Source organism: Spirosoma utsteinense (assembly GCF_014282275.1).
Classification (GTDB): Bacteria; Bacteroidota; Bacteroidia; order Cytophagales; family Spirosomataceae; genus Spirosoma; species Spirosoma utsteinense.
In genome coordinates this window covers 25,660-51,568 of sequence record NZ_VFIA01000034.1, presented here as the reverse complement: position 1 = coordinate 51,568, position 25,909 = coordinate 25,660, and the positions used below count along the sequence as shown (strand labels likewise).

General features: G+C 55.1%; 16 protein-coding genes. 11 read left to right on the top strand and 5 right to left on the bottom strand.

Annotated features, from left to right (window positions below; all coding sequences use genetic code 11):
- The first annotated feature begins 94 nt into the window (after positions 1-94).
- From FH603_RS21740 to FH603_RS21725, 4 genes are all read left to right on the top strand, one after another.
- On the top strand, positions 95-1,339 hold the full coding sequence (locus FH603_RS21740) for a dicarboxylate/amino acid:cation symporter (protein WP_186739926.1): 1,245 nt from the start codon (positions 95-97) through the stop codon (positions 1,337-1,339).
- 108 nt (positions 1,340-1,447) lie between these two features.
- Positions 1,448-1,885 carry a chromate transporter gene (locus tag FH603_RS21735; protein ID WP_186739924.1) on the top strand — a complete coding sequence of 146 codons (438 nt, stop codon included), beginning with the start codon at positions 1,448-1,450 and terminating at the stop codon, positions 1,883-1,885.
- Between the two features lie 175 nt (positions 1,886-2,060).
- Complete coding sequence (locus tag FH603_RS21730; protein WP_186739922.1) at positions 2,061-2,972, top strand: ABC transporter ATP-binding protein; 912 nt, start codon at positions 2,061-2,063, stop codon at positions 2,970-2,972.
- A 68-nt stretch (positions 2,973-3,040) separates the two neighbouring features.
- Positions 3,041-4,369 (top strand): ABC transporter permease, encoded by a 1,329-nt coding sequence (locus FH603_RS21725; protein ID WP_186739920.1) that lies wholly within the window; start codon positions 3,041-3,043, stop codon positions 4,367-4,369.
- A gap of 95 nt (positions 4,370-4,464) precedes the next feature.
- Here FH603_RS21725 and FH603_RS21720 read toward each other — a convergent pair whose 3' ends face one another.
- A complete protein-coding gene (locus FH603_RS21720; protein ID WP_235985537.1) occupies positions 4,465-7,413 on the bottom strand; it encodes a hypothetical protein in 2,949 nt (982 codons plus the stop codon).
- A gap of 149 nt (positions 7,414-7,562) precedes the next feature.
- Positions 7,563-8,396: a 5-dehydro-4-deoxy-D-glucuronate isomerase gene (kduI, locus tag FH603_RS21715; protein ID WP_394366405.1), complete on the bottom strand. Its 834-nt coding sequence runs from the start codon at positions 8,394-8,396 to the stop codon at positions 7,563-7,565.
- 282 nt (positions 8,397-8,678) lie between these two features.
- On the opposite strand from kduI, the gene trxB reads away from it, so the two are divergent.
- Positions 8,679-9,635: a thioredoxin-disulfide reductase gene (trxB, locus tag FH603_RS21710; RefSeq protein WP_186739916.1), complete on the top strand. Its 957-nt coding sequence runs from the start codon at positions 8,679-8,681 to the stop codon at positions 9,633-9,635.
- 114 nt (positions 9,636-9,749) lie between these two features.
- Positions 9,750-10,814: a peptidoglycan DD-metalloendopeptidase family protein gene (locus FH603_RS21705; protein ID WP_186739914.1), complete on the top strand. Its 1,065-nt coding sequence runs from the start codon at positions 9,750-9,752 to the stop codon at positions 10,812-10,814.
- 448 nt (positions 10,815-11,262) lie between these two features.
- On the opposite strand, the gene FH603_RS21700 is transcribed toward FH603_RS21705, so the two are convergent.
- Both FH603_RS21700 and FH603_RS21695 read right to left on the bottom strand, forming a co-directional pair.
- On the bottom strand, positions 11,263-12,687 hold the full coding sequence (locus FH603_RS21700; protein WP_186739912.1) for a glycoside hydrolase family 125 protein: 1,425 nt from the start codon (positions 12,685-12,687) through the stop codon (positions 11,263-11,265).
- Between the two features lie 64 nt (positions 12,688-12,751).
- Positions 12,752-13,708, bottom strand: coding sequence for a M20/M25/M40 family metallo-hydrolase (locus FH603_RS21695; RefSeq protein WP_235985536.1), 957 nt, complete (start codon positions 13,706-13,708; stop codon positions 12,752-12,754).
- Positions 13,709-13,917: 209 nt separating this feature from the next.
- Between FH603_RS21695 and FH603_RS21690 the strand changes: the two genes are divergently transcribed.
- The 5 genes from FH603_RS21690 to FH603_RS21670 all read left to right on the top strand — a co-directional run bounded on the left by FH603_RS21690 (position 13,918) and on the right by FH603_RS21670 (position 25,153).
- The gene (locus FH603_RS21690; RefSeq protein WP_186739910.1) at positions 13,918-17,214 is read left to right on the top strand and encodes a SusC/RagA family TonB-linked outer membrane protein; all 3,297 of its coding nucleotides are present in this window, start codon (positions 13,918-13,920) and stop codon (positions 17,212-17,214) included.
- A gap of 32 nt (positions 17,215-17,246) precedes the next feature.
- Entirely contained in the window at positions 17,247-18,968 is a 1,722-nt protein-coding gene (locus FH603_RS21685) for a SusD/RagB family nutrient-binding outer membrane lipoprotein (RefSeq protein WP_186739908.1), read from the top strand.
- Between the two features lie 106 nt (positions 18,969-19,074).
- Positions 19,075-20,406: a c-type cytochrome gene (locus tag FH603_RS21680; RefSeq protein WP_186739906.1), complete on the top strand. Its 1,332-nt coding sequence runs from the start codon at positions 19,075-19,077 to the stop codon at positions 20,404-20,406.
- 17 nt (positions 20,407-20,423) lie between these two features.
- A complete protein-coding gene (locus FH603_RS21675; RefSeq protein ID WP_186739904.1) occupies positions 20,424-23,828 on the top strand; it encodes a VCBS repeat-containing protein in 3,405 nt (1,134 codons plus the stop codon).
- A gap of 20 nt (positions 23,829-23,848) precedes the next feature.
- A complete protein-coding gene (locus tag FH603_RS21670; RefSeq protein ID WP_235985535.1) occupies positions 23,849-25,153 on the top strand; it encodes a vanadium-dependent haloperoxidase in 1,305 nt (434 codons plus the stop codon).
- Positions 25,154-25,173: 20 nt separating this feature from the next.
- Here FH603_RS21670 and FH603_RS21665 read toward each other — a convergent pair whose 3' ends face one another.
- Positions 25,174-25,893 carry a YqjF family protein gene (locus tag FH603_RS21665; RefSeq protein ID WP_186739900.1) on the bottom strand — a complete coding sequence of 240 codons (720 nt, stop codon included), beginning with the start codon at positions 25,891-25,893 and terminating at the stop codon, positions 25,174-25,176.
- Positions 25,894-25,909 lie beyond the last annotated feature (16 nt).

Here is a 25,909-nt window from a genome sequence, read left to right as displayed (position 1 = left end):
GTTATCGTATTTGCTTCTGGCTACGTTATATACGCATTTTCGGAACTGACCGGATTCCGTTACTTTTGTCGATACTGCTACTGACTCTGATTGCATGAAAATCCCCAACCTGACAACGCGTATCTTCCTGGGCATGGTGCTCGGTATTGCCATCGGTTACTTTTTCCCGGTTACCGACTCCGGCTTTTCAGGCACCGACCTTAACATCCTGTCCAAAATATTCCTGCGGCTCATCAAGATGATTATCGGGCCGCTGGTGTTTGCCACGCTGGTGGTAGGCATCGCTAAACTCGGCGACTTCGGAGCAGTGGGGCGCATCGGGCTTAAGACGCTGGCTTACTTTTACTTCGCTACCATTTTGTCGCTGATCGTTGGGTTGCTGGTCGTCAACATCATGAAGCCCGGCGAGATCATGAGCATCAAACTACCGGATAAAGGAACCGATACGGGCATCGAAGTGCAGCCATTTTCGCTGGAGACCTTCTTCACCCATATTTTCCCGACGAGTTTCATTGATGCGCTGGCCAACAACGAAATTCTTCAGATCGTGGTGTTCAGTATCTTTTTCGGAATCGCCGTCGGTGCGGTTGGGGCGCAGGGCAAGATCATGATCAAAGCACTGGACGCGCTGTCGCATGTCATGTTCAAAATCACCAGCTACGTCATGGGGTTTGCCCCGTTTGGGGTCTTGGGGGCCATTGCAACCATCGTGGCGCAGCAGGGTTTAGGTATTCTGAGTGGTTATGCGTACCTGATTGTGTGTTTTTTTGGCGGGCTGCTGTTTTTCATGTTCGTTGTACTGGGTGCCATATGCCTCGTCGTTCGCATTCCTTACCTGGCGCTGCTGCGTGAGATCAAGGATGCCATTATCCTCTCGTTCAGTACGGCCAGTTCGGAAGCTTCCTTTCCGCAGACCATCGAAGCCCTGCGCCGGTTTGGCTGTTCGGAGCGTATCATTTCGTTTGTGCTGCCGCTGGGGTATTCGTTCAACCTCGACGGCTCCATGCTGTATATGACCTTTGCCACCGCCTTCATTGCCCAGGCATACCATATACCCCTGAGCATCGAGCAGCAGATCACGATGATGCTGACCCTGATGATCACGTCCAAAGGTATTGCAGGCGTACCCAGAGCTTCACTGGTTATTATTGCCGGGACGATGTCGATGTTCAACCTGCCCGCCGAGGGGCTGGCCCTGCTGCTGGGTATCGACCAGGTGCTCGATATGGGGCGCAGCGCTACCAGTGTGGCCGGTAATGCCGTTGCCACCTGTATTATTTCCAAGTGGGAAGGTGAGTTCCGGACGCAGCCGATCGATACGGAAGAGGTTTCCGCTTAATAAACGGCAGACCGATGGTATCATTCAATATCGTATTTACAGGTATAAATGTGTAGGTTGGCCGTTTAAATAATCCTTTTTTGGCCTGACCCTAAACCATTTGGTACCATGAATCAATCAGCCCTGCTCGAAACGGAACTGGCTCCGTATTTCACGGTCAAAGCGCCGTTTCAATTTCCGATCAATTTTCGCGAAGGATTTGTCAAATACTGGCCGATCGTCACCCTTATCGTGATGATCCTGACGCTGCCTGCCCTGCTGGTCTTCCTCGGCATTGGGGCAGCCCTGATGCCGGTATCGTTCCTGGACGGGGTAGGCACTGGCGTTGGCTATACCCTCACCATGATACTGACCCTGGTTGGTCTGATACTGGGATTGCTGGCATTGCCCGGACTGTTTAACCGCAAGCGGTCGGGCTGGGTGTTCAGTTACTACGCGCAGATACTGAGCATTGTCGGTAGCCTCGTCGGGTTTCACCTCATCAGCGTACTGTTCGGTCTGCTGTTTCTGATGCTCCTGTTTCAGGTTCGGGACTACTACCGCTGATACCCGCTGATCGATATAGGAATTCCTGAAGGTCACGCCGTCTACCGGCTGTGGCCTTTTTTATGACCGTCCGTCCTGTTGTTTGGCTATTCATCCGTAAATTACTTGGCCGGGCACCCTCGAACGACGATGTTTGACCCGTCCTCAACATAACACCAACGCTGACCTAAACGACATGAACATTCTTGAAACCCACCACATCGTTAAACAGTATGCCGAACACCGGGCGCTGAACGATGTGAGCCTTTCCGTGCCTAAGGGGAGTATTTTTGGCCTGCTTGGTCCCAACGGTGCCGGTAAAACCTCCCTCATCCGGATCATCAACCAGATTACCGGGCCAGACTCGGGCGATGTGATCCTGGATGGCGAACGCCTGAAACCCGACCATATCAAACGCATCGGCTACCTGCCTGAAGAACGGGGGCTGTACAAGAAAATGAAAGTGGGCGAACAGCTGCTGTATCTGGCTCAGCTCAAGGGCCTGAGTGAGAAGCAGGCCATGGAAAAACTAAAGATCTGGTTCATTAAATTCGACATTAAGACGTGGTGGGGAAAAAACGTGGAAGACCTGTCGAAAGGGATGCAGCAGAAGGTGCAGTTCGTAGCTACGGTCATGCATGAACCCGATCTGATCATTCTCGATGAGCCTTTCTCCGGTTTCGACCCCATCAATGCCAACCTTATCAAAGACGAGATCCTGGAACTGCGCGATAAAGGCAAGACCATTATTTTCTCGACACACCGCATGGAATCGGTCGAGGAACTGTGCGACCACATTGCGCTGATCCATAAATCGAAGAAAGTACTCGATGGCACCAAGCAGTCGATCAAAGAGCAGTTCAAGACCCATACCTACCACGTTGAATACCAGGGTACGCTTAGTGACCTTCCGCCTGCTTTTACGGTCCTTGAGACGCGGCCGGCCGATGACCATTTTTTACGGGCCAACATTCAGATCCCGCCCGATGCTGCGGTGAACGACCTGATCCGGCACCTGCTCGACCGGGTGGCGGTCCGGTCCTTCGGCGAGAACATTCCCAGCATGAACGATATTTTCATCCGGGCCGTCGGCGACCATAACGACTAAAAAAGAATGTACGAGCGTTACGCTCCGTCACGCCGGCCCGGCCGGTTCACCCTTTTACCCTGTCAATCATGCATATAATTTTCCTCATCATTAAGCGCGAATACCTGGTGCGGGTGCGCAAAAAGTCATTTCTGGTCATGACCATTCTGGGGCCGCTCCTGATTGCGGCTTTCTACGGACTCGCTGGCTGGGCTGCCATGAGTTCGATCGATCAGAAAAAAGTGCAGGTGGTCGACGAAAGCGGTCAGTTTACGGGGAAGTTCAAGAACTCGGCGTCGCTGCTGTTCTCCTTCGTCAACACCCCTATCGCTACGGCAAAAAAAGCCTTCCCCAAAAGTGGCAGCGATGTGCTGGTGTACATACCTAAAAATGTGCTGAACGACACGAAAGGCGTTCAGTTGTTTGCGGAGAAGGGCGTTAGTTTCGATATCAAATCAGGCATCGAGCGAACCATCGAGAAAGAAATCGAGAACGTGAAACTAACGCAGTCAGGCATTACGCGGAAGGTGATCGAAGAAGCAAAAGTCGATGTCGATGCCCAGACGATCAGCCTCAGCGACGAAGGCGAGAAGCAAAGCAGTACGGGCGCGGCTTCGGTCATTGGCCTGCTCTGTGCGGTGCTGATCTATATTACGGTGATGGTATACGGAATGCAGGTGATGCGGGGTGTCGTGGAAGAAAAAACGAACCGGATCATCGAAGTCATTATTTCGTCGGTGAAGCCGTTTCAGTTGATGATGGGTAAAATTCTGGGCGTGGGTCTGGTGGGTCTTACCCAGTTCATGCTCTGGATCGTGCTCTCGATTGGGATCACCTCGGCGGGTACGGCCCTATTGGGGAGTAAATTCACCGAACGGCCAACCGTTCAGTCGCAGATACAGGCACAGGTGAACCAGCAAAATGATACACCGCCAACCGTTAGCAAAGCGGCTGTCAACCCGGTGTCGACGTTCATCAGCTCGGTCAAAAATCTAAACCTGCCCCTCATCATTGGTGCCTTCCTGTTCTATTTTCTGGGCGGTTACCTGTTGTACAGCGCCCTTTACGGCGCCATTGGAGCAGCCGTCGACAACGAAACCGACACCCAGCAATTTATGCTGCCGGTGACGATGCCCATCATTTTCTCCTTTATCATTGCCCAGTTCGTTCTCCGCGACCCAGACAGTAGTCTGGCCTTCTGGGCATCGATCATTCCGTTTACCTCCCCTATTATTATGATGGTTCGATTGCCGCTGGGCGTTCCGGGCTGGCAGTTGGCCCTTTCGATGGGGTTACTGGTACTCGGATTCATTGGCACAACCTGGCTGGCCGCCCGCATCTACCGGGTCGGTATCCTGATGTACGGCAAAAAGCCTACCTACAGGGAGCTGTCGAAATGGATTTTTTATAAGGCATAAGTGTGGGAAAGACGGAACGCTGATTGGTGTGATTTTTATGATTAGCTCTTCATCTGCGCTGATCATAAAAATCATACCAATCAGCGTTCTGTCCATCAGAAGCCAATATCGACCACCAACGGCTGAAAGAGCCACTCCCCCGTGTTGGTATTGTAGATCGTTCGTATGCCCGCTTCGAAAGGAGTTCGCAGGTGGAGCACGTTGAATACAAAAGCCAGGTCGACACCGGCGGTACGGTAGTTACGGGTTCTTGTTTCCGTACGCAGCAACGCCCCCGTTTGTGCACTCCGCACGTCGATGGGGCTTTGCCCAATGGCCCCGTCGAAAAAACCAGCCGCTTTTATCCGCTGTATGTAGGCAAACCGGCCCAGCGGCCAGTGGGTATTGGCTATGGGTAGCCGGTACTCGGCACTGCCCGCCGTAATACGGGTATCGCTGACATAGGCCTGACCGCGTGGATAAAACACGGCCGGGCCGAAACGGTAGGTCCCCTGGGCCTGTTGCTGGTAGCCTCCCCTGAACCCTAGTGAATGGTGCTTGCCCAGACCCGGAAAGAATGCGTTTGCCTGAACACTCCACTGTTCGCTGGTAAGCGCCCCGCCAAAAGGGGTTGTCCGGTAGGTCACCGAGACGGCCTGCCCCCAGCGCGGCCCCACATCGCGCTTGCTCTGCCGCAGTTGCCGGGAAAAACTGAAGCCATAGGTCATCGCACTCAACGCCCCGGCCGAACCTACTTCGGTAATAGACCGAACCGGTAAGGCATACCCGCTTACCTGGAGGTAATTGTAATAGGCCGATGCGCTCAGGCTCTGTATGTATTTGGATTGCGTCAGTTGGATGGGTAGCCGAACGCCCGCCGTCAGTTGATTATACTGCCAGCGGTCGGATCGCAGACTGTCCAGCGGTGTTCGCCGGTCTACATAAAGCGACGTATTCCGGTTGCCCCGCTGGAAACGCAGGTCGAAAACGGGGTAGAGACCCTGATAGCTCAGACTGGCGAAGTAGGCCCCCACGCGCTCAGCCTGGTTATAGGTGTAGCCCACAACGATCTGGGTCGTGCTCAACAAATCCTGCGAGTTTAGCCCTACGGTCAGGTCCTGCCCCGTCGACCCGAACACCGGTCCCCAGCTATACACATTGATGGCATTAGCCAGCCGCCGAAAACGGGTTGGCACATAGGCGGTGACGGCCTTTACGGAGTCGGCGAGTACACGTCGACCGTCGCGCCCACCCGGTTCTGTCGCTAGCAGCGTACTATCGATAGCAGGCCCGAAATACCGGACAGGCTGCCGGATACCGGGCGCGGCCGACGAAACGGCTTTCCAGCCAGCCGGATCGAGCGGCATATCGGCAATGCGGTAACCGCCGACCGTAAAATCACTGAAGGCCAGCCGGTTTCCTGATGGCGAAACGGTCGCATGATACGACGCCAGCGGCCGCGAGCTTACCTGAAACACCTCTTTCGATGTCACCTTTACGGCATACACATTGTCGATACCCGACCGGGGAGAGCCGTATAGCACGTAGTCGCCCCACGGCTGCGGGTTGCTCAGATTCTCGTTGGCGCGGGGCAGCAGATCCGTCCGTTCGTCCTGCTGGCTGTCGATGCGCTGAATCGTTTTCTGCCTGTTTCTCAGCGCCACCGCAACGATCGTTTTGTTGTCGGCCTGCCAGCGGGGCTGCACATAATACTCGTTGTCGGGGTTCGACAGCGTCTTCAGCCTTTTCCCCGATACGGCATCGAGCACCACGAGCCGGGTTTTATACCGGTCGGTTGTTTCAACGACCACGAGTTTGGTGTTGTCGGGCGAGAGCGCCACGGCCAGGTAGCGCGCGCGGTGCGACAGTCGGGAAAGTCGCCCCGTGGCCAGATCGAGCAGCCGGATATTGGAAAAAATCTGCTGACGCCAGCGCGGGTCGTAACCAAACTCGATCCAGCACGCTTTGGCCGATGTGGCCGAGAGCATTCCCGGATCATTTGGAAATCCCTGTACATACAGCGTTCTCTCCCGCCGGTTCTTATCCAGCAGCACCAGCCGGGGGGTGTCGCCCAACCCGCTCTTGACGCATAAAACGGTGGAGTCGGTCAGGTACTGCGGGTACTGATAGTTAGTAAATACCGGGACCTTCGTCTGGTCCTGCTCAACCCGAACCGGAAAGGTAGCTGCGGGCGTTACCGTCAGGCTTTCCTGCTGTTTCTTCCATACTTCGGTCCATTCGTCCATGGCTTTCCGGTACAGTCCTTCGACCCGTAAGCCCGTTTCGTTCCGGATGCTGGCCGAGAAAGCAAAGGGCCACGGAAACCGGCGGTAATTCCGGTTCAGCACGCGGCTCCACACCTCCGGGCCGTAAGCCTGTTTGGCGTAGGTCGTCAGCAAATAGCCAAGCACGTAATGATCCGGCACATTATCCCGGTAAGACCCCGACACCGCCTTCTGGTAATTGAACGGATCCCCGGCCAGCAGGTTCGCCCGCATACCCAGATCGAAATTCGGGATTCGCCCGCGGCCACCTGCGCTCAGCAGGGTTTCGGTACTAACGGCGTCGCCTTCGGCAAACCAGTCGGGCACGGTCAGCAACGGCAGTCCCAGGCCGGTATTACCGAGTAAGGTATACAGCACGCGTCCATAATGCTGCAGCGCCTTCTCATTCTGCACGACGTGGCGGTATTCGTGCACCGACAGCAGATCGAGCCAGTCGAGCGTACCCGCCAGATTGGGATTCTGGGGCGGGGCCGCAAAAAATTCGGACCGTCGTGGGTACAGCGTCACAAACCCGTTGCTGTTGGTGGTCTGGTTCTGGAGGATCACCGAAATAGGCCGGGGACGGCGGTTGAGCGACGCGCTCACGGGTTCATAAAGGCTCTCCAGCCGCTGGGCCGTTCGTTGGGCGGTTGTATCGAATCCTTCCGGATAGAGAACCCGGAAGTGAGGTGTCGTCAGGCGATACCAGTGCAAACGACCGGGCGATTGATCAAGAATGGGGAGCGACTGGGTATTGGCGGCAACCGGAGTCAACAGCAGCAGGAAGTAGAGTAAACGCATGGTCATTGGCAGTTACCGCGAAGGTACTCATACCAACGGAAATTTTTGGGGGCCTTCCTGACCAGCGAGCCCGGATTTAAACAGGCTGAACGGTACAGGCTGCCGGAAACGGTTTCCCTGCGCCTTGCACCGTTCAGCCTGTCTCCGGCCTACCGTAGCTCGGCAATGGCCGTCATGTCCATGTCGGCATAGTCCATATTTTCTCCGCCCATCCCCCAGATGAATGAGTAGCTGGCCGTGCCGCAGCCCGAGTGAATCGACCAGGGGGGCGACACGACCGCCTGGTGGTTTGCCACGACTATATGACGGGTTTCGGTGGGCTGTCCCATCAAATGCAGCACGCGGTGGTCCGGATCGAGGTCAAAATAAAAATAGGCTTCCATCCGGCGGTCATGGACGTGAGCGGGCATGGTGTTCCAGACACTGCCTGGCTGCAAAATGGTCAGCCCCATCACCAGCTGGCAACTTTGCAGGCCGTCTTTGTGAATATAGCGGTAGATCGTTCGTTCGTTGGCCGTTGCAGACGACCCCATCACAGCCGAGAACACCTCCGTACCAGCGGCTTTCTGAGTGGGATAGGTAGTGTGTGCCGGGGCCGAAAGCAGATAAAACTGAGCAGGCTGTGCCGGATCAGTGCTGGCAAAAACGACAGACGCACTCCCCCGCCCTACGTAAAGACAGTCCAGCCTGGCCAGATCGACCGTCTGGCCGTCTACGGTGACTGTACCAGCTCCCCCCACGTTGATGATTCCCAGTTCCCGGCGTTCGAGAAAGCTGGTACTCTTCAGCTCATCGTAGGTGGGCAGCGTAACCGCTCCGGCAACGGGCATGACGCCCCCCACGATGATACGATCGAAGTGGCTATAGACAAGGGACAGCGCGTCGGGAACAAAAACGGATTCGATCAGGAAGTTTTCCCGCAGTTGATCCGTCGTGAACTGTTTGGTTTCGGTAGGGCTGGTGGCGTAACGTACGTGCATCATAGAGGAATCTGTGGACTAAGTCAATTTATAAAGTAGAGAATAAAAGCAGCCATATATACCCTCTGTCAGCGAAAACAGACCGGAGAGGCTCAGAAGCGGGTCAAGGCTGGCAGTGGCCACACACGGCCTGACCGGCTCGTGCTACCCGGAGCGCAAAGGTACAAAGCGCTCTTTCTTGCTCCCCAAGCGAAATTTTTTCAATTTTGCGTATGTTGTCTCTTTACCACTGCGTTTGTCGCATGGGATAAATAAACCAGCAGGCAACCCATTTGCCCCCTTGTAATGACTACCGAACACGTTAAGTGCCTGATTATCGGCTCCGGCCCGGCCGGTTATACCGCTGCTATTTACGCAGCCCGGGCTAATATGCACCCCATCATGTACCAGGGCCCTCAGCCCGGCGGTCAGTTGACCATTACAACGGAGGTCGACAATTTTCCGGGCTACCCGGATGGCGTCCAGGGACCCCAGATGATGCAGGATCTGGAGGCTCAGGCCCGTCGTTTTGGTACCGACGTTCGCTATGGTATGGTTACGGCCGTTGATTTTTCCGGACATCCCCACAAAGCCATTGTCGATGATCAGCACGAAATCACGGCCGACTCAGTCATCATTTCCACGGGTGCGTCGGCCAAATGGCTTGGATTGCCCTCCGAAATGCGGCTCAACGGACGGGGGGTATCGGCCTGCGCCGTCTGTGATGGCTTTTTCTTCCGTGGTCAGGATGTAGCCATCGTTGGTGCGGGTGATACAGCCGCCGAAGAGGCCAGCTACCTGGCTAACCTGTGCCGGAAGGTATATATGATTGTGCGCCGGGATGAGATGCGGGCGTCGCGGTTCATGCAGCAGCGGGTAAAAACAGCACCGAACATCGAGATTTTATACAATACCGAAACCCAGGAAATCCTGGGCGACGATGAGGTTTCGGGCGCGCGGGTCAAGAATACCAGTACCTTCGAAGAGACCATTTTAGATGTGACAGGCTTTTTTGTTGCCATTGGTCACACCCCCAACACCGGCATTTTCGGTGAATACATCGAGCGGGATGACAGTGGCTACATCCTGACCGAAAAAGGAAGTACTAAAACAAATATTCCCGGCGTTTTTGCCTGTGGAGACGCTCAGGATAACGTGTATCGTCAGGCCATCACCGCAGCCGGAACCGGTTGTATGGCAGCCCTCGATGCCGAACGGTATCTGGTAACGCTTGAAATGCAGGAGCAACAGCTTGTTCATTAACCTACTGGTTTGTGGATGTTGAGTTTCCGGGGTGTGGTGGGTTATGGGGTGTATATCCCTGGCCGGCCTGCTACACCCTTGCCATTCAGTAACACAAACTCATCCTCGAAAACGATGAGAAGAACTACAATTCAATGGTTGCTGGCCATTGGGTGTCTGTGTATCACGGTAACGACACAGGCGCAGGAGCGCGGACGGTTTAAGAACAACTTCCGTATTACGCCCAAAAATCAGCCCAATGCCAATGCCCCCGTCGTTGATCAGCCTCAAAAAGCGGACGACCAGTTTGAACAGGAAACTACCAAACTGCGCTTCAATAGCCAGTTTGAACCCAAGAAACAGTTAAACCCCGTCGTTAGCGAAGATACCAGCCAGATCGATCAGGGCGAAACCAGCGTGGTCGAGGTGATCGACTCCGTACTGGTTGGTAATGAATGGGTAAAAATCGCTGATTACTACGCCGTCTGGGACTCCCGCACAATCGACCCCTACAACATCAACCCGCTGGAGTTCAACGAAACCATCGATATCAAGCTGTATGATCCGCCCGCCAATCGCTACTGGTCGGCTCCGCTCGAAGAAGGCAAAATGACCTCCAATTTCGGGTATCGATGGGGCCGCTGGCATACCGGCACGGACCTCGACCTCGAAACCGGCGATCCGGTCTACGCATCGTTCGACGGCATCGTTCGGGTTGTTGGCTGGGACGGCAATGGTTACGGCCGCTATGTACTGGTCCGCCATTTCAATGGCCTCGAAACCCTTTACGGACACATGTCCAAGCAAACTGTCGAAACCGGTCAGCTCGTTAAAGCGGGCGATCAGCTCGGTTTGGGCGGCAGCACAGGCCGCAGTTCAGGACCACACCTTCATTTCGAAACGCGCTACGAGGGGAACCCCTTCAGCCCGCTCAATATTTACTCGTTTCCGGCGAATACCATCAACTCCGACCATTTCCTGCTGACCGGTAATGTCTGGGATTACCTGCGTGGAGGCCGCTCTTCGGATCTTTCGTTCAAGCCAAAGATCAAACGCACCGTACTTCACCGGGTGCGCTCGGGCGAGACGGTATCCAGCATTGCCAGCCGCTACGGCATGTCGGTATCCGCCTTGCTCCGCAAAAATCACCTTTCCTCGCGGGGCCGGATCAAACCTGGTCAAAAGCTGCGGGTCAACTAGTCTGATTGACCATAACCAACATGAGTCATCCCGCATTTTAACGAATCGTTACACTTCGGGAAAACCTTACCCACAAAGCTGCCTGGTTCCGGCACATCTGCGGGGGCGTGGCATTGGGTCAGGGGACGTATTGTCTGGGGAGATCTCCAGCCTTGGTCAGCTAGCCCCGTAAGGGCGACCTGTCACTAGTTGGTAGCGCTCCTATCCTCTCTAAAGCGCCGTAGGTGCGACCTAACTGAACTGGATTAGGTCGCACCTACGGCGCTTTACGGGTCTACCCCTTCTTTCTTTTCTATTGACATGTCGCCCCTACCGGGCTTTTCTGCAGGAAAAAAGGAGTGTATACACGGTAGGTCAAGGGACCTGACACCACGCGTAATACCTTTGTTTTCTAAAAAGATAGCGACTTTTAAAATTTGGAATGACTCATGTTTGGTGTTACGCTTGACTAACCCGCCTGGTTCAGCAGGTGTTTGCGTTCGTTGGCGGTCTTGAGCACTAACTCCCCGAACAGTGTATTGGCCCAGGCAAACCATTTGCGGGTAAACGTCGATGGATCATTCTTATGGAAGGATTCGTGCATAAAACCCGTACCCGCGTTACAGGTTCGCAACATGGTCAGGCACGAACTGATCTCCCGGTCGTCAGCGCTGGTTAGAGCACGCATCGTAATGCTTATGGGCCAGATCATGTCCATACCGGCGTGTGGGCCACCAATACCCGCCCCGGCTTTCCCCGCAAAGTAGAAGGGGTTATCCTGACTGAGCACCAACCGGCGCGTATTCTGGTAAATAGGATCGGTGGCGCTCATGGCCCCCAGATACGGCATCGACAGCAGGCTCGGTACGTTGGCATCATCCATCAGGTTATAACTCCCGAAACCATTCACCTCATAGGCATAGACCTTACCGATACCCGGGTGCTGAATGACGGCATATTGTTTCAGGGCCGTTTCGACCTCATTCGCCAGTGCCCGGGCATCGGCAATCAGCCGGGCATCGCCTTTCAGGACAGTAAGCATCTCGGCCATCTGACGCAGCGATATCACAGCAAAGAAATTAGCCGGAACCAGAAAGGAGAAAACCGTCGCGTCGTCACTTGGCCGGAAGGTCGAACAGATCAGCCCTACCGGACGCACCGGGTAGCCGTAGCCCCCCAGCGGAACACCGTCGGTAGCCCAGCTTGTTGTCCGTTCAAACTTATACGGACCATGGCCCGTTTTCCGCTGCTGCTCCCTGAACGTCTGTACGATCAACCGCATGGCAGTTTGCCAGTCGGCTCCAAACGGAGTGATATCGCCCGTTCGTTTCCAGTATCCGTAGGCCAGTCGTACCGGATAACACAAGCTATCGATCTCCCACTTGCGTTCGTGCAGGCCCGGCTTCATATCGGTCCGGTCGTCTTTCCACTCCCCTACTTTCGTATCATCCTTATAGAAGGCGTTGGCGTACGGGTCTTTTATAATGTTCCGGGTCTGCCGGTGGATAACCCCTTCGATGAGCTGACGAAGCGGTTCATCCTGCTTCATCAACGGTAGATAGGGCCACACCTGGGCTGTTGAGTCCCGGAGCCACATGGCATCGATATCGCCGGTAATGACATAGGTATCCGGGCGACCGTCGACCATGGCAAAGTCGACGGTCGTATCCAGGGTATTGGGAAAGCAGTTTTCAAATAGCCAGCCTAACTCTTTGTTCCTGATCTGGCCTTTCACGCGTTGAATGGTTTCCTCTACCGCTTTGCTACGGAAGTTACGCTGGTTCTGGGCAACGCGTACGGCCGGAAAATCCCGGGCAGGAAAAGACAAAACAGGCTGGCTAAGCACGGTAGCCGAAACTATACCGGAATGACGGATGAACGTTCGCCGATTCATAAATAGAACTGATTATAAGTGTATTGCTGTACGTTGATTTATGGTCCAAACGGGTGCCGGGGAATCAGTTCACCGGTGTGAAACGCATTTTGGGCTGTTGCATAGCCTTGTCGATAAGCTCGATACCTAACCGAATGATTCCCTCTTCGGCCTGCGCATCGATTTTGTCGGCCGTATCGGTGGGGCGGTGGTAGTCGGCGTGTCCACCCGTATGGAAAAACAGAACCGGAATCTGGCGGGCGTAGAACGACGCGTTATCAGAGCCGCCGTTTCCCGGCCGATCCGTAAAGAACTTGACGCTGCCTTTCACATTGGTGAATAGTTCCGGCCAGGCGTCGCTGGTACCGTACCCACCAATACCCACACCCCGCGCGGGATCGTACCGCCCGATCATATCCAGACAGACCATAAAATCTACTTTCTCCAACGGTACCGTCGGCTGGCTGACAAAATAGCGGGAACCCTGTAAACCGAGTTCTTCGGCCCCGAACCCGATAAAAAGAAGGTTGTATGGTTCCACTTGCGCGTTTGTAGCATAATAGCGTGCCAGTTCCAGCAAACCAGCCACGCCCGACGCGTTGTCATCGGCACCCCGGTGAATTTTGCCTTCAGGGTTTTCGGCCAGCGAGCTTCCCTGCCGGCCGTCTCCCAAATGATCATAGTGCGCTCCAATCACGATGGTATACGGCGCGTGGTTATCCAGAAAGCCGATTACATTGCTGGCTTGCCGCAGGCTATCGGGGACAACCACCCGCCTGACCTTCGCCGTGAATGGCTGGTAATACCCATCGACACCATGCGGACGTAGCTTGTATTTCCTGAATTGCTTACGGATGTAGGCAGCGGCTTTTTCGTTCTCCCGACTGCCGGTTCCCCGCCCTTTCATCGCGGGAGAAGCCAGCGTTTCTACGTGGGCGGCAATCCGCCGGGCTGATGGTGCCTGCCCGAAAAGAGTTGTAGCGGACAGAACCAACGAGAGGACGAGAACAAAACAATGGTTCACGAAAGGTAAAGTACTCAAAACAGAGAGGGTTAGGGCGAATAAAGAACTGTCTATGCTCCTGGCAATTGAGTAACAAGCTTACCTGAACACCCTCATTTAACGAAGAAAAGACAGCACTTTATGCCGATATTTTAAATTTTTTTACAAACTTAAGGTTCGTTTGACAGAAATATGCTAGAATTGTACTTATAAAGTCTTCTTTCACCAAATTATCTCCTACTTCTCATATGAATAGACTAATACTCCTTGGTCTTCTCTTAGTAAGCAGTTTGTATGTTTATCCACAGAGTAGATCTACCGTTTCTGGTGTCGTCAAAGACGAACAGGGCGTTACACTTCCCGGCATATCCCTGTTGCTAAAAGGGACCACGACCGGAACCAGTACGGATGCAAACGGGGCTTTCCGGATCAACGTAACGGGCGCGAACCCTACCCTGGTCGTATCGGGCGTCGGGTATTTACGGCAGGAAGTAGCCGCGGGCAATGCAGCTACGCTAACGATCGTTTTACGGGAAGATCCAAAAACCCTGAACGAAGTAATTGTGACGGGCTTCGGTGTAAAGCAGGAAACCCGTAAACTGGCATATGCTGCTCAGGAAGTGAAAGGGCAGGATCTGGAGCGAGCCAATAGCGCTAACCTGGTCAATGCGCTTCAGGGAAAGGTAGCGGGTGTGCAGATCGATCAGGGTTCAGGTGGGCCCATGTCTTCGTCCCGTATCCGTATCCGCGGTAATGCTTCGCTCAGCCCGAACACGCAACCTCTTTTCGTTGTCGATGGTGTCCTGATTCGGCCTGCCACTACGGGAGCCGATTCGTGGGGTGCTGCTCAGGATTTTGGTAACATCATGAAAAACCTGAATGCCGACAACGTCGAGACGATGACCGTTCTGAAAGGGTCGGCAGCCAGTGCGCTGTATGGTTCGGAAGCGCTGAACGGCGTTGTCGTTATCACGACCAAGCGGGGCCGCGAACAGAAAGGGTTAGGGGTTTCCTATACCCATACCTCGTCATTCGAGAACGCTTATCGGTTTCTGGATGTACAAAATCAGTACGGAGCCGGTATCTCGCAAACATTTGCGAAAGCGGCCGATGGCACGGACCTGGTCGATACCCAAAACTGGAATTATTCCTTCGGGCCAAAATTAGACGGCCATATGGTGCGTGACATTGATGGGCGTATGATTCCCTGGCAGGCGAATACCCCACTTAACTTTTTCCAGACTGGTCGGTACACGAACCATAACGTAGCCGTTGAGGGTGGCAATGACCGGTCATCGTTCCGGGCGTCGTTCTCAAACCTGTTCAATAACACGATTATGCCGGGTGGTGCCGAAATGAAACGGAATAACTTCAATGTAAGGGCTACGCAGAAACTGGGTAAAATTGTCAACCTTGATGTGTCGGCTGATTATACCGACAACAATAACCTGAACCCGATCCGGCAGGGGGGTAACTTCAACCCCGTTTTCCGTTTCGTTTACAACCGGCCCAGAACACTGGATATCGACTACTGGACAGCTAATTATGCTTCGCAGTTAGGTGGTCGTAAGCGCAATGCCGACGATCCATACAACATCACTGAATTTTTATGGCAGACATTCCAGTATAATACGACACGTAAGGAGAAAGTATTCCGGGGCAACATCGACGTCAACTTGAATATTACCCCCTGGCTGACGGGTCTGGTTCGCGCCAACCTCCAGAATGAGTTGTACCAGACAGAGAATAAAAACCTGGGTGATGGCGTAGGCTTCGCCGGTGGCGAGTACTCCCAGTATTCGCAGGCTAACAACCAGTCGCGTTTTCAGGGGTTGCTAACCTTCAATCGGGATCTAAGCTCGCTATTTCACCTGAATCTGACCGTTGGTGGCGAAACCAACCGGATTAATGGTGGTCGGGAGTTTCGGCTTCGTACCGATGGCGGCTTACGGATACCGGGCCAGTTTGCGTTGCCAAACTCGATCAATTCTGTTGTCGCCGATATCAGCGGTGAGCGGCTTGCTTCTTCCAAACGGACCGATGCCGTATATGCCTATGGCGATATCAGCTATAAAGATGCACTGTTCCTGAACTTCACCAACCGGATCGATTACTCGTCGGCCCTGACATATGCTAATGGAAGTGGCCAGTATTCGTATTATTATCCATCGGTGGGCTTAGCCTGGGACTTCACGCAGTCGGTAAAAGGGCTGCCGGGTGCATTAACCTTCGGTAAACTGCGGGCCAGCTATGGTTTCACCGGGGGTGATACGGATGCCTGGAGAACGAACCAGACCGGTTTCTACTCGGCGGGTAGTGTCTTTACGTCGGTCAATGGTCAGCTTCAGCAATATGGTTTCCGGGATAACACACTTCCCAACTATAACCTCCGCAACCGACTGGCGCGGGAGTGGGAAGTAGGAGCTGATATGCGTTTCTTCAACAACCGCTTAGGCCTAGACGTTGCAGTCTATAACAAGCTTACACGCAATGAGATCTTTAGTCTGCCTGTAGCTCAGGAGTCTGGTATTGGATCCCGACTGGTCAACGCCGGCAAGATTCTGAACCGGGGTGTCGAAGTATTGCTTACGGGTACGCCAATCAAAACCAGCAAATTCCAGTGGAATACGTCTTTCAACTTCAGCCGCAACCGGAATAGAATTCTGGAGCTGGCCGATGGTATCGATACGTATCAGTTGAGTCTGGCATTCGGGGCCGACATCCAGTCGATTGCCCGGGCGGGTGGCGACTACGGTACCATCAACACGTCTTATGCTTTTGCCCGCGACGACCAAGGACGCAAGCTCATTGGCGCAGCCAGCGGAACAACGGGCGGCTACCTCACTTACCTGCGTAGTGGGGCGGCTGGTCAGGGATCGAAAGACGTTGGCACCATGCTGGAGAAATTCCTGCTGAGCAATGTCAACAATTTCCGCTACGGTAACTTCTCGGCTACGTTCCAGGTCGACTCTAAAATTGGTGGCGTTATGGCATCGGCCACGCATGCCTACGGTTCGGCAAACGGCAGTTTGACGAACAGCCTCTTTGGCCGCGATACAGAGTCGGGCGGTATCACGTTTACCGATGCCGAGGGCAATACACGGAATGATGGTATTATTCCTGAAGGTATCCTGAACGCAGGTGTAACAGCTACGGTAGATGGTCAGCAGATCGACCTGGGCGGTATGACTTATAAGGAGGCTGTAGACAAAGGTTACCTCAAACCTATTCCTGCCTACGCTTACTATGACAACCTCTCCAACTGGGGATCAGGTATCCGGGAATATTCGGTATTCGAGAACTCCTGGGTGGCCGTGCGGGAAGCATCGATCAGCTATGATGTGCCAGCTTCATTGCTGAACAAAATAAAAGTCCAGTCACTACGGTTAAGTGTAGTGGGTCGGAATCTGGGCTACCTGTACCGTACAGCACCCGGCGGCATCAATCCACAGTCGTTGAAGAGCAACAACGCCGGTGAATTTGCTGAATACGGCGGGCTTCCCTTCAGCCGCAACATTGGTGTAACTGTTAACGTAGGGCTCTAATTCAGCGCTAATTATCGATCGAATTTACTATCATGAATATTTCCTATAAAAAGTGTGTTTCAGGGCTATTGATGGCCGGCACGCTGGTGTTCAGCGGCTGCCAGAAGGAAGCGTTTATTGAAACGAACATCAATCCGGAAGGACTAACCAGCGTTCCACCGGCCAATCAGTTTCTGAACGCAACCCTCGGCATCCATAATCAGGACTTCGAAGCCTTTTACGACTATTACCAACGCATCATGCCCTGGATGCAGTATTCGACAGCAGTCAATGGTAATGGACAAAACTTTACGCAGGTATACGACAACTTCTCCCAGCGGTACGGCCGTCTTTATAGCAATTCAAACGGCGTTGGCAATACGCTGGCTGATATAGAGAAACTTGTTGAGCAACTACCCGCAGAAGAGCAGCCGCGCTACGTACACATGATTCGAATTGCCCGTATCCTGAAGGCGTATTACACGTTCTATGTGAGTGATATTTACGGCAGTATCCCCTACTCGGAGGCATTTCAGGCTCGTTATGGCGGAACACTGACTCCTAAATATGACACCCAGCAAACCATCTTCACGACGCTCGACACTGAGTTGAAAGAAGCCGTTGCCACGCTCAAAACGGCTCAACCAGCTACGCAGGTAGCCTTGGGAACCAACGATCAGTATTATGGCGGTAATACCCAACAGTGGGTAAAAGCCGCAAATGCGCTACGGCTCAAAATCGGCATGCGGTTAGCGAAACGCGATCCAGCCCGGCTTAAAACAATCGCTCAGGAGGTATTGAGTTCACCCGCCACCGATCTGATGAGCAGCAATACCGACGGGTGGGTATTTGTTACGCCAGCCAGTTTCACCGGTGATGGAGCATCAAACTGGAATGCATCCGGCCTACGTGCATCGAAGCCCCTGGTTGATTTCATGTGGGATAGCCAGGATCCAAGGATCGATGCATTCTTTACGCCTAACATTTACTCGCAGGCCAATATCGACCTGTTGATTGCCGATAAGCAGTTACCGGCTGGCACCAAGGAATCGGCCCGACGTTACATTGGTGGGTTCACAAGCCCGGATGCGGCTCGACTGCCCCAGAACGTGCTTCATTACTACACCCCCCGTTACCTGACGCTGAGTGGTTCACGTACGGCTATAGATACCCTATCGTATGTTCAACCCCGTCTCTTTCAGGCAAGTTACGCCGATGCATCAGGTACGGCCGGCACGGGGAAGAATTACTTCCCGGTTATTACATACGCCGATTTCTGTTTCATGCGTGCCGAACTGGGTGCTCAGGCCATCACCGGTGAGAGTGCTAAAACCTGGTATGAGTCCGGGGTATTAGCCTCGCTCGACTGGTATGACATGGTCGCGCAGAGCGCGCAGGTGACCAGCTACACCCCTATGACGGCAGCGGAGAAAACAGCCTACCTGACAAATCCCAAAGTTGCCTTCAATGCAGCGAAAGCCATGGACCTGATTGCCAGTCAGGAGTACGTAAACTTCCTGCGCCAGCCTACCGAAGGTTGGGCAACCTGGAAACGGACGGGCCTACCCAACGCCACCTCCACCCTGGCCCTGCCTACGCTGATATCCAACGGCGCAACCCTGATCATACCCCGTCGCGCACCACTGCCCCTGCCGAACGTGAACGATCCGAACTATGCAAACCGGAAAGCAGCACTCGACGAGATGGCTAAAGAAGCTGGCTTTGGGCGTGATCCACAGGATGCCACCGGTCGTGTGTGGTGGGACCGTCCCTGATCAGGCGCTGAACTTGCTGCGGCATCGGGCTGCAACACGTTCATTTCTTTCATAAATTGTTCCCCCAACCCACTGCCATCAGTGGGTTGGTTTTTTTCAGCGTTTTATGAGACAGTCTATCGTACGTGGCTTCGTCTGGCTGGTTGGGTTAGCGGCCTGCCAAACCAGTTTCGGGCAGAAGTCGACCTTTTACAAAGACATCCAGCCATTGATCCACGCGAAGTGCGCCGTCTGCCACCGGCCGGGCGAAGCAGCTCCGTTTTCGCTCATCTCCTACGAGGACGTAGCCAAACGGGCAACGTTCATCAAAAAGGTAATCAATAGCGGGTATATGCCCCCCTGGCGCGCCGATGACCATTATGCCACCTTCGCCAACAAGCGCAGCCTGACACCCGATCAGGTTGGTGCCATTACCGAATGGATCGATGCCGGTTTGCCCAAAGGTAAAGTCAGGCACGAAGCCGAAGAACAACTGATGACCCGCGTTCAGGCCGGTACCGGCTACACCCGTCCGCCCGACCTGACACTGAAAATGCCGCGACCGTTTGCCCAGAAAGGCGACGGTGTCGAGCGGTTCATGGTCTTTAAAATCCCGTTCGAACTAGCCGAAGCCGCTAATGTCGAAGCGCTGGAATTTACATCGAGCAACAAGAAGGTAATCCACCACGCCAATTTCGCCATTCACCCGGTCGAGGATACAACGATCTCCCTCAGCAACACCATCGAGCAGGTCGACCTCAACGCCGAAGATGCCTGGCATTATCAGGAATGGACGCCGTACAAGAAAAAGATGACGTACTACGGGGGCTGGATTCCCGGTGCCTCCCCCGAAACGTACCCGCCTGACATGGGCTGGGTTATGCCCCGGCGGGGCGTGGTCCTGCTGACGGTTCACTTCGGCCCGTCAGCCAAGGATGAAGACGTCATTAGCGGGGTCAACTTCTTCTTCAAGAAAACCCCCATCAAGCGCACGGTCAGTGTTATCAGCCTGGGATCGGGCGGCATTGCCGAAAAGCAGATAACCCCCCCGTTACTGCTGTTCGGGGGTGAAGTAAAAACCTGTAGCCTGAAGGTGGCTTACCAGAACAGACCCATTACGCTTCTGTACGCCTGGCCGCATATGCACCAGGTGGGCAAAGAATTTACCGCCTTTGCTACCCTTCCCAATGCCGATACGCTGAAGCTGGTTCATATTCCGGACTGGGATTTCCGCTGGCAGGAACTGTATCGCTACCAGAAGCCGGTGGTGCTGCCAACGGGGGCAGTGGTGAACGTGGTTGGCACGTATGACAACACCGATGGCAATCCTAACAATCCCAACAAGCCCGCTAAACTCATCACGTCGGATGGAAAAATGCGGAGCGACCAGGAAATGATGACCTTACTGCTGGTATACGTTACCTACGAACCCGGCGACGAAAATCTCCGACTGGACTGAACGATACCCACCGTCTTATGCCCCGACTGTCTATCATAGCCCTATGGGCGGGTTTACTGGCCATACCCGGCTGGTGGGCCATGCGCCCGGCCGACCCTCCCCTGTTCACTCGTCTGTCGGCGCAGGAAACGGGCGTTGGCTTCACCAACCTGATTCAGGAAACCGACTCCCTGCATATTTTCCGGTACGAATATCTCTACAACGGGAACGGGGTTGGGGTGGGTGATTTCGATGGCGATGGTCGGCCCGATCTGTTCTTCTCCGGCAATACGGTTCGGAATGCCCTGTACCTGAACCGATCGGAGAAAGGCCGCAAAAACTGGCAGTTCACCGACGTTACAGCGCAGGCGGGTGTGGGCGGGAATGGTACCTGGGCAACGGGCGTAAGTGTGGTCGACATCAACGGCGATGGCTTACTGGACGTCTACGTCTGCCATTCCGGCAAGTTCGCGCCAGCGAAACTGGTCAATGAATTATTCATCAACGAAGGGGTAAAAGACCTGGGCAACGGACAACGGGTACCGCACTTCCGCGAACAGGCACAGACGTATGGCCTCGACCTGCCCGGCACCCAATCGACCCAGGCGGCCTTTCTCGATTATGACCGGGACGGCGACCTCGATGTATTTGTTCTCAACCACTCCGACCACACGTTTAACCCCCTGCTCAACACCCGCCGGTTGCGGGCCACCCCCGACCTTCGGTTCGGCAATCGGCTGTTACGCAACGATAAAGGTCACTTCACCGATGTGACCCTGGCCGAAGGTATTCTGAACAACCCGATCAATTTCGGACTGGGCATTTGCGTGGGCGACGTCGACAATGACGGCTGGCCCGACCTGTACACGACCAGCGATTATACCGAACAGGATTGCCTGTACCTCAACCAACACGATGCGGCCGGGAAACACACAGGCTTTCGGGAGTCGATCCGCAGCAGTATGGCCCACACGTCCAAGTTCTCGATGGGCTGCGACATGGCCGATTTCAACAACGATACGCTGCCCGATATTGTCACGCTGGATATGCTGCCAGCCGATAACCACCGGCAAAAAATGCTGAAAGGGGCCGATGAATACGACACCTACAAACTCCTGATCGATAGCGGCTACGTGCGGCAGCAGATGCGAAATATGCTGCAACTCAACCAGGGCACCGACCCGGCCGGGCAGGTGCGCTTTAGCGAGATCGGGCAGTTGGCGGGAATATCGGCAACCGACTGGAGCTGGTCGGCGCTCCTGGCCGACTTCGACAATGATGGCTGGAAAGACCTGTTCGTGTCGAATGGTTACCTGCGCGACTTCACCGACCTCGACTTTATGAAGTACACGGTAGCCGATGCCAAACTGGAAGAAGCAGCGCGGGGAAATCTGAACTTCCAGACCCTCGATCTGGTCAAAAAAATGCCGTCCAACCGGCTCACCAGTTACCTTTTCCGAAACAATCACGACCTGACGTTCAGCAACCAATCGGCGGCATGGGGCATCGATACCCCCGCCGTTTCGGGAGCCTCGGCCTATGCCGATTTCGACGGTGACGGTGACCTCGACCTGGTCGTTTGCCACCAGAACGAGCCCGTATCGCTCTACCGGAACAATGCCGACCAGCAGCCCGATTCGGCCCACTTCCTGCGGGTACGACTGGCAGGTAGTGGCGGCAACACCCAGGCACTCGGCGCCCGGGTGGTCATCGAAACGAAGGCGGGGCGGCAGCTGCAAACGGTATATCCCGTTCGTGGCTATCAGGCATCGGTGGAGACCACGCTTCATTTTGGCGTAGGAACCGAAACGACCATCAAACGCCTGACCGTTTACTGGCCCGACGGGCGGCAGACGCAACGGCAGGATCTGGTTGCCGGGCAAACGATAACCATCGCCCAAACAGATGCGATAGCGGGTTCGGCTATGCCTGCCCCTGCCTCTCCCTGGTTCAGGCCACTGGCCATGGCCGGAATCCTCCCCTTCCGGCATCAGGAAAACGACTTTGTCGATTTTAAAGTCGAAGTTCTGATCCCCTACCAGCTTTCGCGACTTGGACCGGCACTGGCCACGGGCGATGTCAATGCCGACGGCCGCGATGACATATATGTAGGCGGAGCCGTTGGTCAGTCGGGTAGGCTGTGGCTGCAACAGGCGAATGGTACCTTTACGCCCGCTCCTCAGCAGCCCGGACAGGCTGATGCGGCCAGTGAAGATGTCAATGCGTTGTTTTTCGACGCTGACCGGGACGGCGATTCAGACCTGTACGTCGTCAGCGGGGGCAATGAGTATGAAGCCGGGTCGCCCGAGTATCAGGACCGTCTTTATCTCAACGATGGCCGGGGTAATTTCGGTCCGGCCAGTGCGGGAGCGCTGCCCGTCATGCGCGATAGTAAACTAGCCGCAGCGGCTGCCGACTTCGACGGCGATGGCGACCTGGATCTATTTGTAGGCGGGCGCGGCAAAGCCGGTTCGTTTCCGTTGCCATCGGTCAGTTACCTCCTGCGCAACGACGCGCCCGCAGGGGGTGGACCCGCTCATTTTACCGACGTCACGGATGAGCGGGCTCCCGCCTGCCGGCTGGCCGGTATGGTACAGGCAGCCCATTGGGCCGACCTCGATGGCGACAAACTCCCCGACCTGGTCCTGGCTGGCGACTGGATGCCCGTCCGGGTGTTCGGCAATCAGGGGGGGAAGCTCACCGACCGGACCCAACAGGCTGGGCTAGGGCAAAGCAATGGGTTGTGGGCGTCGCTGCTCCTGACCGATATCGACCACGATGGCGACGTGGACATCGTGGCCGGGAATGCCGGTCTGAATAACCCCTTCCGGGCCAGTCTGGCCGAACCCATGCGCATCGTTGCCGGTGATGTCGATAAAGATGGCATTCTCGACCCCATCTGGACTTATTTTGTTCAGGGAAAGTCCTACCCGGCCGCTTCGCGCGATGAACTGCTCGATCAGGTAGTGCCGTTACGCCGACAGTTCACCCGCTATCAGCAGTATGCCGATGCCACCGTTGAGACAATCGTCAAACCAACCGAACTGGCCAACGCCACGACGGTGACCAGTTACGAACTGGCGTCGGGGGTGTTCGTCAATCAGGGTAACGGTCAGTTCTCCTTCTCCCCCTTCCCCCGTGACGCCCAGTTTTCCCGCGTTAGTACGGTGTTGGCCGACGACTGGGACGGTGACGGAAAAACAGACCTGTTATTGGCGGGAAATTTCTACCCGTATCGGGTTCAGCATGGCCCCTGCGATGCCAGTATGGGCGTTATCCTGCGGGGCGACGACAAGGGCAGCTTCCGCCCGATACCGGCCCGGGAATCGGGACTTTGGGCCGATGGCGACGTTAGAACAGGGATTCAGCTACGCACAGGATCGGGTCGGAGACGGGTGTTTTTCGTCCGGAACGATGGTCCTCTAATTGGCTACGAGCGATGAAACGATGGTGGCTTGTAGTTATGCTCGCGATCGGATCGGCCCATGGGCAGGGCCGAAAGCCGACCGCTGCCACGGAGCGGCTGTTGTTTCACCGCGCCCATGATGCATTGACGCAGGTAATTGTGGCCGATATCTTTTCGCCCCCGGTTGCCGCCCGCATTTATGTGTATGCCCACGCAGCCGCCTACGAAACCCTGGTGCTTTGCCAAAGCGGGCCCTATCGGTCGGGAGCGGGTCAGCTGCCGGGACTGACACCCCCGCCCCCTCTGTCGCTGAGCGGCTGCCAGCCTGCGCTGGCGGCTACCGAAGCCCTGATTGCGGTTGGGCGAACGCTGGTTTTTTCCGAGAAACGCCTAGACGAACTGGCCGATCAACTCTGGGAACTGGCCAGCAGGCAGGGGTATTCGGCCCAGACCATTGTAGCCTCCCGGGCGGTGGGCAAACAGATGGCGAGCCATATCCTGGCCTGGGCCGCTGGCGACCAGTACCGGCAAACGCGTTCCCTGCGTCGGTATACGCCACAAAAGCTGCCGGGAGCCTGGTTGCCTACGCCCCCCGGTTATATGGCCGCCGTTGAACCCTACTGGCGACGCATCCGCCCCCTTACGCTCGACTCCGCGTCGCATTGCCGACTTCAGCCGCCACCCCCTTTCGGTATAACGCCCGATAACGCCTTCTTTAAAAGTGCCCGTAACGTGTTTGACGTATGCACTAACCTGACAGCTGAGCAGCGCCTGATTGCCAACTACTGGGATTGTAACCCGTTTTTTCTGAACACCCAGGGCCACATGAACTTTGCCAGCAAGAAACTGTCGCCGGGTGGCCACTGGCTGGCTATTGCCGGGCAGGTTTCCCGGCAGACCAACGCCGATCTGATGAAGACCAGCGCAGCGTATTTCCTGACAGCCGTGGCGCTTATGGACGGGTTTATCAGTTGCTGGGATGGCAAATACCGCTACAATGTGATCCGCCCCGAAACCTTTATCAACGCCCATATCAACGAAAACTGGCGTCCGTTGCTGCAAACACCCCCCTTTCCCGAATACCCCAGCGGCCATAGCGTCATCTCCACCGCTTCGGCTGTGGTGTTGACCAGCCTGTTTGGTCCGACGCTGGGGTTTACTGACAGTACCGAAGTAGCCTACGGACTGCCCGTTCGGCGTTTTCAGTCATTCAGGCAGGCTGCCGACGAAGCGTCTATCAGCCGATTGTATGGCGGCATCCATTACCGGGAAGCTCTGGATAACGGTCAGCTGCTGGGCCAGCAGATTGGCGAACAGGTACTGAAACGGCTTCAGCTCCTGGCGCTGCCCGCCCGCAAGTAAGGTCATTGTCTACGGATCGATCAGGAGAAGCCGGCCCCCGATTTGATAGCCACCGCCGACCCGTCGGCCAGAAAGATAGACGCGGGGGACTGGTCGAAGTACGGAGCGAAAGCCGCTCCGTAAAGTTTCTCTACATCGCAGTGGATGGCATAATCGCGAACGGGATAAATGGACCACTGCGGATGAACGACTTCGTACTCCGACGTCCGGCCTTCCCCGCGTTTGGTATACCCCCAGTAATGTTCGGTAATGAACGCTTCTTCGCTGTCGGCAACCAGCGCATGCCCTACCCGATCGGCATGGACGCGGATGTGATTCCAGTCGGAGCCCACCTTCCAATCGTATTGGATAGCCTGCGTATCGCCCGTCTGCCGCCAGCTGTGCCGCATCGGGTGCGTCGCGTAGGGTTCGCCATAGAGCGTATTGGCGACCAGCGTTATGGCAAACTTCGGTACGATTTCCTTGACGAATACGACGCCCCGCTTCCAGCCGGTATCGGTTTTTCGCCGGACATAGAACCGCAGGTTGAACTCCTCGAACTGCTGATGAAAAGGTACGGCCAGCTTTCCAAACAGCTTCACGCGCTGAAAGTAAAACCCAACCAGACTGCCGTAGCATTGCCCATCATACTCGTCCAGTTCAGTACCGTAGGGCACGAGTGGTTCCAGTACCTGACGGTCGATGGGGTAATTGGCAAAAATAAGGTTACGCCATTCGGCGGTCAAAAAAGTAAAAGCCATGCTTGTAGGAATGAGG

What these genes read in the sequence shown, in the direction of transcription:
- FH603_RS21740 (WP_186739926.1), top strand. Translation starts at nt 95, where the DNA reads ATGAAAATCCCCAACCTGACAACGCGTATCTTCCTGGGCATGGTGCTC.
- FH603_RS21735 (WP_186739924.1), top strand. Translation starts at nt 1,448, where the DNA reads ATGAATCAATCAGCCCTGCTCGAAACGGAACTGGCTCCGTATTTCACG.
- FH603_RS21730 (WP_186739922.1), top strand. Translation starts at nt 2,061, where the DNA reads ATGAACATTCTTGAAACCCACCACATCGTTAAACAGTATGCCGAACAC.
- FH603_RS21725 (WP_186739920.1), top strand. Translation starts at nt 3,041, where the DNA reads ATGCATATAATTTTCCTCATCATTAAGCGCGAATACCTGGTGCGGGTG.
- FH603_RS21720 (WP_235985537.1), bottom strand. Translation starts at nt 7,413, where the DNA reads ATGCGTTTACTCTACTTCCTGCTGCTGTTGACTCCGGTTGCCGCCAAT.
- kduI (WP_394366405.1), bottom strand. Translation starts at nt 8,396, where the DNA reads ATGATGCACGTACGTTACGCCACCAGCCCTACCGAAACCAAACAGTTC.
- trxB (WP_186739916.1), top strand. Translation starts at nt 8,679, where the DNA reads ATGACTACCGAACACGTTAAGTGCCTGATTATCGGCTCCGGCCCGGCC.
- FH603_RS21705 (WP_186739914.1), top strand. Translation starts at nt 9,750, where the DNA reads ATGAGAAGAACTACAATTCAATGGTTGCTGGCCATTGGGTGTCTGTGT.
- FH603_RS21700 (WP_186739912.1), bottom strand. Translation starts at nt 12,687, where the DNA reads ATGAATCGGCGAACGTTCATCCGTCATTCCGGTATAGTTTCGGCTACC.
- FH603_RS21690 (WP_186739910.1), top strand. Translation starts at nt 13,918, where the DNA reads ATGAATAGACTAATACTCCTTGGTCTTCTCTTAGTAAGCAGTTTGTAT.
- FH603_RS21685 (WP_186739908.1), top strand. Translation starts at nt 17,247, where the DNA reads ATGAATATTTCCTATAAAAAGTGTGTTTCAGGGCTATTGATGGCCGGC.
- FH603_RS21680 (WP_186739906.1), top strand. Translation starts at nt 19,075, where the DNA reads ATGAGACAGTCTATCGTACGTGGCTTCGTCTGGCTGGTTGGGTTAGCG.
- FH603_RS21675 (WP_186739904.1), top strand. Translation starts at nt 20,424, where the DNA reads ATGCCCCGACTGTCTATCATAGCCCTATGGGCGGGTTTACTGGCCATA.
- FH603_RS21670 (WP_235985535.1), top strand. Translation starts at nt 23,849, where the DNA reads ATGCTCGCGATCGGATCGGCCCATGGGCAGGGCCGAAAGCCGACCGCT.
- FH603_RS21665 (WP_186739900.1), bottom strand. Translation starts at nt 25,893, where the DNA reads ATGGCTTTTACTTTTTTGACCGCCGAATGGCGTAACCTTATTTTTGCC.